The 10,322-nt window shown below is 50.3% G+C and carries 13 protein-coding genes; 8 read left to right on the top strand and 5 right to left on the bottom strand.

Features of this window, described 5'->3' with window-relative positions; translation table 11 throughout:
• Positions 1-40 precede the first annotated feature (40 nt).
• Together ACN0UN_RS06400 and ACN0UN_RS06395 are read left to right on the top strand one after the other, a co-directional pair.
• A complete protein-coding gene (locus ACN0UN_RS06400) occupies positions 41-601 on the top strand; it encodes a cytochrome b (protein ID WP_417659260.1) in 561 nt (186 codons plus the stop codon).
• Positions 602-638: 37 nt separating this feature from the next.
• Positions 639-1,214 carry a YceI family protein gene (locus ACN0UN_RS06395; protein ID WP_417659258.1) on the top strand — a complete coding sequence of 192 codons (576 nt, stop codon included), beginning with the start codon at positions 639-641 and terminating at the stop codon, positions 1,212-1,214.
• Between the two features lie 32 nt (positions 1,215-1,246).
• Here the strand turns inward: ACN0UN_RS06395 and ACN0UN_RS06390 are convergent, their stop codons facing one another.
• The 5 genes from ACN0UN_RS06390 to cyaY are packed head-to-tail and all read right to left on the bottom strand — an operon-like array spanning position 1,247 to position 5,664.
• Complete coding sequence (locus tag ACN0UN_RS06390; RefSeq protein ID WP_417659257.1) at positions 1,247-2,401, bottom strand: heme biosynthesis HemY N-terminal domain-containing protein; 1,155 nt, start codon at positions 2,399-2,401, stop codon at positions 1,247-1,249.
• A gap of 2 nt (positions 2,402-2,403) precedes the next feature.
• A complete protein-coding gene (locus tag ACN0UN_RS06385; protein ID WP_417659256.1) occupies positions 2,404-3,594 on the bottom strand; it encodes a uroporphyrinogen-III C-methyltransferase in 1,191 nt (396 codons plus the stop codon).
• Positions 3,591-4,385 (bottom strand): uroporphyrinogen-III synthase, encoded by a 795-nt coding sequence (locus ACN0UN_RS06380; RefSeq protein WP_417659255.1) that lies wholly within the window; start codon positions 4,383-4,385, stop codon positions 3,591-3,593. Before ACN0UN_RS06380 ends, ACN0UN_RS06385 begins: the two co-directional genes overlap by 4 nt.
• A complete protein-coding gene (gene hemC / locus ACN0UN_RS06375; RefSeq protein WP_417659254.1) occupies positions 4,382-5,323 on the bottom strand; it encodes a hydroxymethylbilane synthase in 942 nt (313 codons plus the stop codon). The genes ACN0UN_RS06380 and hemC overlap by 4 nt, the downstream gene beginning before the upstream one ends.
• A gap of 14 nt (positions 5,324-5,337) precedes the next feature.
• The gene (gene cyaY / locus ACN0UN_RS06370) at positions 5,338-5,664 is read right to left on the bottom strand and encodes an iron donor protein CyaY (protein ID WP_417659253.1); all 327 of its coding nucleotides are present in this window, start codon (positions 5,662-5,664) and stop codon (positions 5,338-5,340) included.
• An 89-nt stretch (positions 5,665-5,753) separates the two neighbouring features.
• On the opposite strand from cyaY, the gene lptM reads away from it, so the two are divergent.
• Genes lptM through ACN0UN_RS06340 form a run of 6 tightly spaced genes read left to right on the top strand, consistent with a single transcriptional unit; the run spans position 5,754 to position 10,289 of the window.
• Positions 5,754-5,894 (top strand): LPS translocon maturation chaperone LptM, encoded by a 141-nt coding sequence (gene lptM, locus ACN0UN_RS06365; RefSeq protein WP_164876826.1) that lies wholly within the window; start codon positions 5,754-5,756, stop codon positions 5,892-5,894.
• On the top strand, positions 5,891-7,141 hold the full coding sequence (gene lysA, locus ACN0UN_RS06360) for a diaminopimelate decarboxylase (RefSeq protein ID WP_417659252.1): 1,251 nt from the start codon (positions 5,891-5,893) through the stop codon (positions 7,139-7,141). Before lptM ends, lysA begins: the two co-directional genes overlap by 4 nt.
• Complete coding sequence (dapF, locus tag ACN0UN_RS06355; protein WP_417659251.1) at positions 7,138-7,959, top strand: diaminopimelate epimerase; 822 nt, start codon at positions 7,138-7,140, stop codon at positions 7,957-7,959. The genes lysA and dapF overlap by 4 nt, the downstream gene beginning before the upstream one ends.
• On the top strand, positions 7,956-8,663 hold the full coding sequence (locus ACN0UN_RS06350; protein ID WP_417659250.1) for a DUF484 family protein: 708 nt from the start codon (positions 7,956-7,958) through the stop codon (positions 8,661-8,663). Before dapF ends, ACN0UN_RS06350 begins: the two co-directional genes overlap by 4 nt.
• Positions 8,650-9,552, top strand: a complete 903-nt coding sequence (locus ACN0UN_RS06345; RefSeq protein WP_417659249.1) for a tyrosine recombinase XerC — start codon at positions 8,650-8,652, stop codon at positions 9,550-9,552. The genes ACN0UN_RS06350 and ACN0UN_RS06345 overlap by 14 nt, the downstream gene beginning before the upstream one ends.
• A gap of 11 nt (positions 9,553-9,563) precedes the next feature.
• Positions 9,564-10,289 (top strand): HAD-IA family hydrolase, encoded by a 726-nt coding sequence (locus tag ACN0UN_RS06340; protein ID WP_417659248.1) that lies wholly within the window; start codon positions 9,564-9,566, stop codon positions 10,287-10,289.
• Positions 10,290-10,322: the final 33 nt, after the last annotated feature.

Here is a 10,322-nt window from a genome sequence, read left to right as displayed (position 1 = left end):
TCAGTTACACTGCCTATGTGAACAAACGCAGGGCGTATTTATGCTGAAGAGTACTACAAATTCTTATGGATGGATTGCCATCGTTATTCATTGGCTAAGTGCCCTTATGGTCATTGGCCTCTTCGCGCTGGGTTATTGGATGCTGACTCTTGGCTACTACGACAGCTGGTATCGGTTGGGCCCATGGTGGCATAAGTCGTTTGGCATCACGCTGTTGGCACTGACAATTTTTAGACTGGTTTGGAAATTTATGAACCCTAAACCACAGCCGCTGGGTAGTCGTTTTGATCAAATCGGTGCGCGTGTTGGGCATGCCTTAATCTACGCACTGTTGCTGGTGACCATGATCAGTGGCTATTTGATTTCGACGGCGGATGGGCGCGGTATTTCGGTATTTGATTGGTTTGAAGTGCCCGCGTTAATCACCAGCATTCCGCAGCAAGAAGATATTGCCGGTACAGTGCACTGGTATACCGCACTGGCCCTTGTCATTGCCGCTGCAGGCCATGCGCTTGCGGCATTGAAGCATCACTTTGTAAATAAAGACTCAACTTTAACCCGTATGTTGGTCGTTAAACGGAGCGACTCGAATAACGACTAACGAACAACGAATAACGTTTTATTTAAGGAGATTTATCATGAAAAAATTAGCACTCGCAGCAGTTATTTCAGCGTCATTATTCGGCGCGACACAGGCAAACGCAGCGGATTATGTTATTGACACCGACGGCGCACATGCATTTGTTCAGTTCAAAATTAGCCACTTGGGCTATAGCTGGTTGTTAGGTCGTTTCAACGACTTTGAAGGCACCTTCAGTTATGACGAAGCCAACCCAAGCGCAGCCAAAGTGAATGTAACCATTGACGTTGCTAGCCTTGATAGTAACCATGCGGAACGCGATAAGCACTTGCGTAGCGGCGACTTCTTCAACGTTGAAAAGTACCCGCAGGCGAAGTTCGAGTCTACCAGCTATGCGCCGAATGGCGATGGCACCGGCGTGCTTAAGGGTAACTTCACCCTATATGGAACCACCAAAGAAATCGCAATTGATGTGAAGGAAATTGGCTCGGGTCAAGATCCGTGGGGCGGTTTCCGTCGCGGCTTTGAAGGTGCGGTAACCTTAACGCCAGCTGAGTTTGGTATGAACTATGACTTAGGTCCTGCTTCTGAAACGGTCGAAATCTTTTTATCTATTGAAGGTATCCGCCAGTAAGCAACGCTAGGTATTCCGACAACGGCTTGCGGTTAACCCCGCAAGCCTTCCCGATAACATTTCAAAGCATTGGCGGTGTCGCCAAGCGCATCATAAGTTTGGGCAAGATCAAACAACACGCGTTGGGATGGGGCAAGGTCTGCGGCTCGCCTCAGAGCACGTTGCGCCAGCGCATAGTCTTTGGTTTGTAATGCCATTTGGCCTATAGCCTGTAACAACAAAGCATCATCAGGTTTCTGCTTTAAACCATCCTGTACGATGTCGCGCAGCTCAGGACCAGCTACCAATAAATCTTTCTCTATTAGATACGCGATATCAAGTTCGCCACGTTTCAGTGCGCGTGCCGCAACTTTATCTGCCGCAGCCGTTGCATTAAACGTTTTCAATGCGTGCAGGTACGCTCGGCGAATTGCTTTGTTACGTCGTTGGTCGCGCGTCAACGCCTGCCAGTAGTCTTGCAAGGCGCTGGCACTGCTGCGCCCCGCTTCGAGCATCATGTGGAAATAGGTTTCCTCAACCAGTTGGTCAAACTCTGTGGCGTTAAATAAATGCTGTTGCTCAGCTGCTGGCAATAAACCAGCGATGTCGCGATAGCGGTGCTTATGACGAAGCCCAACAATGGCCTGGCGAAGTAACTCCGGATGGCGCGGATAATCTTTTAAAAGTGCGCGTAACTGAGTTAACCGACTATCAATACTCTCCGGGTTTTCACGCAGTGCATAAATCATTTCAGCCACGGCTAACTCAGCGGTTTGATCGGTGTGCGTGAGCCACTCTCGGGCTTGTTTCACGTCACCGGTTTGCTGCGCCGCATAGGCTGCTAACAGGGCATCATTGGGTTGTTTGCGAAGTTGCCACGCACGGTTTGCTGCGCGCGAACTACCCGCATAGTCACCGTGGTTGAGCCCAACCAGCGCATCATGAAACGCTGTTTCGGCTTTTTGTTGGCGGCGATTGCCAAACCAACGTACGCCCCATTTGGTGCCACGAATAAGACGCCCGATGAACGCAAAAACGGCGCGCAAAATGACGATGGCAATAACAAGCAGGATAAGTGCAGCAACCACGCTGGTTTCTACGGTGTATGACCCCACGGAAATAAGCACATAGCCGGTATTACCTGACCACAATGGGCCCAGCAGTAAGCCCGCGATAAATAGTACAATAACAACCAAGGCGGTTTTCATCGTTAACCCCCTTGATTAACTTGGTTAGCAAGGCGCTCAAGTTGCTGCGTAGCGCTTAACTCAGACGGGTAATCTGGGCGTAAGTGGGTGGCTTTCAGTGCCTGTAATTCGTTCAGCAATTGCTCGAAGTTCGCATCAGCCACCTGCCCTTGTAACGTGTTTATAAGAGCCTCAGCTTCGTCGATGCTGGCTGTGAAAATTGCCTGGGAATCGGTCATAGCGGCTTGTTGCGCAAGCTGCAGTTGCAGCAATAAACGCTGTTGCAGTACATCAAAATAAGCGTCTGCAATCATCGGTTCAACGGGTGTATCACGACGTTGCACATGGATAAATTGTTTTAGCAGGGTATTGAAGCTGCGTTGCAGATTAGCCAACCACGTACCATCTGTTGCGTTGGCTTTCTCAGCGCTAGACATGGCGAATTGCTGATGCCATTGGCTGCGCGCAATTTGGTTACGTAAGGTGCCTAATTTTAGGGTTACCGCGTCAATCTGACTTGGTGGTAATTGCTCAAGTACGGCAATATCATTGGCCAGAGCCTGGCGCGCCATACGGTGCGCCGGGTTATCGAGCGCAATAATGTGTGACTCCGCAAGGCGCAAAAAGGCCAGTGCAGCATTCGGGTTATGTTCAATCCAAAGTTTGGTTGCTGCGCGTTCAGCTAAATTACGCGCTTCATAAATACGCCAGTTTGATTCTTGTGAGATATCCAAGTTGGCAAGTTCAGCCTGTACCGACTGTACGGCTAATTGATAGTCATCAATGGTCCGCTGTTGTCGACCTAACTGGGCATCAACGCGCTGTTCTAAACCCTCAACGGAAGACTGAACCCGCGCGTTAACCGCTTCTTCCAGTTCGTTTAAACGGCCCTGCAGTTCATTAATAGTCGTTTGTGCGGTATCTTGCTGCGCGGCCATTTGTGTAATTTGCTGTTGGTGCATCGGCCATACATGGCGATAACCGAACCAAGCGGCGGCAATTATAATTACCGCAAGCAGTGCGACCAATGCCCACGCAATTATGCCAGAGCGCACCTTAGAACTACTTCGAGCAGGCTTGGTTTTCGCTGCAGCAGGTTTGGTCTCAGCGGCTTTCGTAGATGGCTTCGGCGTTACTTTATCATCAGTCGTTTTTGCCGTTGCTTCAGTAGCCGTTTGATCGTTTGCAGGCTTCTGTTTTTTAGACTCACTCATGTACGTTCCTTATGTGCGTGCTGCTGATCCAAGATGTGTTGCCAAGCATCGACTATCGCAAATGGCGTTGCACTATGCGCCACAACAACCATTTGTTGCAGGGCAGGCGGTAATAGTTGCTTTAAGCGCTCGCTGGCGACAATCCAGTAGCATTGTGCTAACCAGCTTAGTGCTTGCTTTGGTACTGCCGCAAGAAAATAACCTAATTGTTCGGCACTGGTCACGACAATACCATTAATTTGTTGTTGCCACGCCGCATACTCAGTCTCACTGAGGGGCTCCGGGGTGCGCTGATACACTTCAAGGTAAGAAACCTCGGCCCCGCGCGCGCGCAGTGTATCGGCAACCAGCTCGCGACCGCCATGGCCGCGTACCAACAACCAACGTTGCCCACGAACCTTGCTTAATTCGGGTAGTGCGAGTAATGCGTCGCTATTGTGTTGGCGCCAAGGGCAGCACACTGGGCGACCAACAACTCGAGCAATGGCTGCGGCACTGGTCGGCCCAACGGCATACCACCGTGCAGGAGGCATGGCACAGTCAGGCGCCCAAGCCTGCGCTTGCTGCGCGAAATATTTAGCTGCATTAACACTCACCATCATGGCGGCATCCCACTTTTGTTGCAAAATACCGCGCAAGCTATGGTTCGGATCGTCAAAGCTCGTTATCTTCACCATGCTCTTATTGGTGCAGGAGAATGTCAGATTCAATTTCGATGCCCGCTGTTGCAGCATTTTTGCAAGCTCATGGGCTTGTTCCGATGGACGCAAAAGCAACAGGCTATGATTCATGACTGTAATTCGTTCTCCGCGTACACGTCGTTGAGAATTTTGCCGGCACCACGTGACAACAAATACTCGGCAAGCTCAGTTCCCAAAGCTTCAGCATGGTCACGGTGACCTTTAATATCGCCTTCAATAATTTCACTGCCATCAGGGCGTCCAACTAAACCGCGTAAATGCAACTGGTCACCGTGTAATTCGGCATAGGCGCCAATTGGAACTTGGCAACCACCTTGCAAGCGGCGGTTCATGGCGCGCTCGGCAAGCACGCAGCTGCGTGTATCAATGCAGGTTAATGGGTCTAACAACGCCTTTGTGGCTGTATCATCGCTACGGCATTCAATACCCAGTACGCCCTGCCCGTTAGCAGGCAAGCATAAATCAGCCGGAATACGTTGTTTAATGCGCGCGCTTAAATCTAATCGTATGAGCCCTGACGCAGCTAATATAATGGCATCGAATTGGCCTTCATCGAGTTTGCGTAAACGCGTCTGCACATTGCCACGCAAATCATGCACCACCACGTGGGGGAAGTTCGCTAGAATTTGGCATTTGCGACGTAAGCTGCACGTGCCGACAATAGCGCCTTCTGGTAAATCCTCTAAACGGGCATAATTATTGGACACAAACGCATCGCGCGGGTCTTCTCGCTCACAAATTCCGAACAACTCAAGCCCATCTGGAAATTCAACCGGCAAGTCCTTCATGGAATGCACAGCAAGGTCGGCCTGCCCTTCTAACATGGCAACCTCAAGCTCTTTTACAAACAACCCTTTACCACCGATTTTTGCCAGCGGCGTATCCAAAATCACGTCGCCGCGCGTGCTCATTGGTAAAAGCTCGACGGTTAAATTTGGGTGCAGTTGCTCTAAACGCGCTTTGATGTGCTCGGCTTGCCACATGGCCAGCAAGCTTTTACGCGTTGCGATGCGAAGTGTTTTACTCATTATGCTGCTCTATTTTATTTTGAATCAGGTTGTAAGGTAATGGCGGTATCCGCTTGGCGACTCGCCGCTTCACTTAGCAAGGCCCACAATTCACTGCCGGTACGGTTATCAATCCACTGGCCGTCACGGAATTCAAAGTGGTGGCCATTGAATTTCGTTGCCAACCACAATTGCATCAGTGGCGGCTGCTTGTTGATAACCATTTTTGTGCCATTCGGGAAGGTTAACTCCAGAATGTCACCGCCTGATTCACAGTCGATATCTACGCCACAGGCTTCAATCGCTTCTTCAATAGCTAAGATGGTGGCTTCGGCTAATTCATGGTACTCATGTTCTTGCATGTCAACTCCTGATAATGACATTTGTGCGTCTCAATGCGATGATAGACACATCAACAATTTTAACCGTAATTATTAGGTACAGTTTACCGATGTTTAACTTGAAAGTAATGCGTCTGATCATTGTAGCAGGAACGCTAGGTTTTATCGCTGCTTGCGGTCAAAAAGGGCCGCTGGAAATGCCACCTCCGGCTGAACAAAATCAGCCAAGCGAAAGCGGTGACCAAGCATGAGTTTTGACTATAAGCGCGGCATACTGCATGCGGAAAATGTTGCGCTTGATCGCCTTGCCGAACAGTTCGGAACACCGCTTTATGTTTACTCGCAGGCCATGATTGCTGCGAATTGGAAGCGTTTTGCTGACCATTGGCCAGCACCGCATAAGCTCTGTTACGCAGTTAAAGCCAATAGCAACTTGGCCGTGCTGAATTTACTGGCTCGCCTTGGCGCTGGCTTTGACATCGTTTCCGGTGGCGAGCTGGCACGAGTTATTGCCGCTGGCGGCAAAGCGAGTAATGTGGTGTTTTCAGGGGTGGCAAAAAGCCGTGAAGAAATGGCCTACGCGCTCGAGCAGGGCATTTATTGTTTTAATGTGGAGTCAGCAGCAGAGCTTGAGCGCCTCAATGACGTAGCTGCTGCGCACGGTGTAATCGCTCCTGTGTCGTTGCGGGTAAACCCCGATGTAGACGCACAAACGCACCCTTATATTGCCACCGGGCTGAAAGCGAATAAGTTCGGTATATCCATGCAGGATGCGCGCAATGTTGCCCGCCGCGGGCAAGCTCTAGCGCACATTAACATGCAAGGTTTGGATTGCCACATTGGCTCCCAAATATTGTCGATGTCGCCGTTTTTAGATGCTGCTGATATTTTACTGAATTTGGTCACGGACTTGCGTGCAGAGGGAATCAATATCACCCATTTAGATATGGGCGGCGGTATTGGTATTCCCTATCAGCAAGAAAACACGCCGGATGTGAGTACTTACTTGCATGCTTTGCAAGAGCGGGCTGAAAAAGTTGGAAACTTAACGCTATTACTCGAGCCAGGTCGCGCTATTGTGGGTAATGCCGGAGTATTACTGACGCAAGTTGAATTTCACAAGCCCGGCGCGGACAAAGACTTTCTGCTGGTTGATGCGGGCATGAACGACTTGATGCGACCTGCTTTGTATCAGGCGTATCACGACATTATTCCGGTTGTGCAACATGATGCCGATAAAGCGATTGTTGATGTGGTGGGGCCCGTTTGTGAAACCGGTGACTTCTTAGGGCACGCACGGCACTTGTCCGCAAAAGAAGGTGATTTACTCGCCGTGATGAACGCCGGGGCCTACGGGTTTACAATGAGCTCAAACTACAACACCCGCCCACGTGCTGCCGAAGTTATGGTGCAGGGTTATCATGCCCAGGTAATTCGCCAACGCGAAGTGCTGTCCGACTTATGGAAGGGTGAACAAATCATGGAGATGCCGCGATGAATTTTGCAAAAATGCATGGCCTCGGCAATGACTTCATGGTGATTGACGGTGTCACGCAAAATATTTACGTGAACCCAGAGCAAATTCGACATTGGGCAGATCGGCATCGGGGCGTTGGTTTTGACCAGTTGCTATTAATTGAGCCGCCCTATGACCCAGATTTAGATTTCCATTACCGCATTTTCAATGCAGACGGTTCAGAAGTTGCTCAATGTGGTAACGGTGCCCGGTGTTTCGCGTTGTATGTGAAACTTAAAGGCTTGAGCAATAAAAGCCACATACGGGTAAGCACCAAGGCGGGCAAGCTGGTGTTGCACCACGAGCGCGATGGTCGCATTACGGTTGAAATGGGGCAACCCGAATTCAACCCGGCGGCGATACCTTTTAAGGCAAATAAAGAAGAGCTGACCTATATTTTACGTGAACAAGATCAAACCATCTTGTGTGGTGTGATGGGAATTGGCAATCCACATTGCGTTATTGAGGTCGACACTATTGAAACTGCGCCGGTAGATTCGCTGGGCCAAGCAATTTCTGAGCACGAGCGCTTCCCTGAGGGCGTAAACGTGGGATTCATGCAAGTCATTGATCGCGATCGCGTAAAATTACGTGTGTATGAACGCGGGGTTGGTGAAACACAAGCATGCGGTAGCGGTGCCTGCGCAGCGGCAGTAATTGGCATGCGCCAAGGTAAACTGAACGATCAGGTGACCGTTGAGCTACCTGGCGGGCAACTTAATATTCGTTGGCAACCGGGTCAGCAGGTACGCATGACCGGTACTGCGGAACATGTTTATGATGGATACATAAAACTATGACGACCGAAGCAAACAAAATTCTAACCCCAGTAGTTGATGACACTTTAATTGCTGAATACCTTGAAGAAAATACAGATTTTTTCGAGCATCATCCGCAGTTGTTGCAACAGTTGAGCTTGCGTCACCAAGAGCGTGGCACGGTGTCGTTGGTGGAGCGTCAGCAGCAGGTGCTGCGTCAGCGCATCATGCAGCTTGAGGAAGAAATCACCGACTTGATGATTACTGCCCGGCGCAATGAAGAGCTGTTTCGGGTGTACAGTGAGTTGTATGTTGAGCTGCTGGAATGCACCGAGTTGGCGGATGTGATGGACGCGTTACAGCGTACCTTCTCGGAACAATTACATATGCCAGCGTTGTCCTTGAAGTTCTTCGACAGCCCCATTGAGTTGGATGAACAATTTACCTTTGCCGCAGACACCCACAAAAAATTATTGAGTAAACGGTTTCAGAATGACCCCGTGTACTTAGGCCGACTCACTGCCGATGAGAAAAAGCTTTTGTTTCCGAATGAACCAATAGCTTCCGTTGCACTGCTGCTCTTGGGGCATAAAGGCGAGTTGGGTATGTTAGCCATCGGTAACCATGACGCGAGCCACTTTGAACCGGCCATGGACACCTTGTTGGTGCGTCAGTTGCAGGCATTGTTGAGTCGAATTTTGCCGCCGCTGCTCAGTCATCACGCTGCGCATCATGACGCTGTTTGAACTGCGCCAACGCTTTCTTAATCATTTAGCCGGCGAACGCGGGCTCGCCGAAAATACGCTGACCAATTATGGGCGTATTCTCACCGACGATATGACCGAATTAGCCAGCCTTCGGGTTGACTCTGTGCAGCAATTAACGTTACCAGTACTTGAGCGCCTGTTCGTGGGCTGGCGTCGGCGCGGACTCGGCGATGCCTCGCTGGCGCTGCGGTTAGCAGCGTGGCGGACTTTTTGTAATTATTTGATTCGCGAAAAATTATTGTTCGATAATCCTGCAGCACAACTTAAAGCCCCGCGCAAAGCCAAGCGACTACCGAAAAATCTTGATGTGGACAGCATCAGCCAGTTACTCAAGCTTCCCCAAAATGACCCTTTAGCGGTGCGCGATGCAGCAATGATGGAATTGCTGTACGGCAGTGGCTTGCGGCTTGCTGAGCTGGTGGCGCTAGATATTGATGGCATTCAACCACGGCATCGTGAGTTGCGTGTATTGGGTAAGGGCAATAAAACCCGCATTGTGCCCTACGGGCGCTGTGCCGCTGAAGCGCTTGAACGCTGGTTGCCGATACGGGCGCAATGGCTAGGGGGTAATTTAACCGAAGTGGCTTTGTTTATCTCGCAACGAAACCAACGAATTAATCCACGTACTGTACAACAACGACTTAACTACTGGGGCCAGCAACAAGGCCTAAAAGGCAACCTGCACCCGCATAAACTTCGTCACTCCTTCGCCTCACATATGTTAGAATCAAGCGGTGACTTACGTGCGGTACAAGAGTTGTTGGGGCATGCGAATTTAAGCACCACACAAGTGTATACGCATCTTGATTTTCAGCATCTTGCGAAGGTTTATGATGGCGCGCATCCGCGTGCTCGCAAAAAGAAGTAAAGGGCTTGTTCATGCAGTTTTTTCGCCGTTTGTACTCGGTGCAAGCACTCAGTTTTGATCTTGACGACACCCTCTATAACAACGTGCCTGTCATGCAGCGTGCAGAGCAGGCTGTGCGTGATTTTATGGTGCAAGAATTTCCCCAAACGGCGCCATGGCAAGCCCAGGACTGGCTACGTCATCGTCAGCAGCTCATGTACGACAATCCAGATTTAGCGAGCAACATGACGCAATTGCGCTTAACGGCGTTGGCGGATGGCTTACGTCAATTTGCGGTGGCTGACGACGAGATCGACGCAGGTGTTGAAGCCGCATTTGCACACTTCATGCAGCACCGCAACGCCGTGGAAATATCCGCCGAGGTGCATCAAGCCATGCGTCAGTTGGCCGAACACTTTCCGTTGGTCGCGCTAAGTAACGGTAACGTTGATGTAACAGCGATTGGTTTGGGCGAATATTTTCAGCATGTGTTTCAACCGTCGGCAAGCCTGCGTGGTAAACCTTTTGCCGACATGTTTCATGCGGCCGAAGGCAAGCTTCCACATGTAGCCCCACAGCAGTGGTTGCATATTGGCGATAGCCCTAGCGCTGATGTTTTGGGTGCGCACCGCGCGGGGTGGCAAAGTGCTTGGTTTACCGGCGGGTTAGGTCAGGCTGAACACCTACATGTATTGCCGACATTGGCTTACAGTAGCTTGCCGCAATTGACGCAACAGTTACTTAAGCACACGAAGTAACTGGTTGCATATACAGTGGTCAGCCACTACACT

The sequence above is a fragment of the Pseudidiomarina sp. genome (genome assembly GCF_048267825.1).
Taxonomy (GTDB): domain Bacteria; phylum Pseudomonadota; class Gammaproteobacteria; order Enterobacterales; family Alteromonadaceae; genus Pseudidiomarina.
Note: the sequence above shows the minus strand (reverse complement) of the source record. Positions and strands in the feature narration are given on the sequence as shown.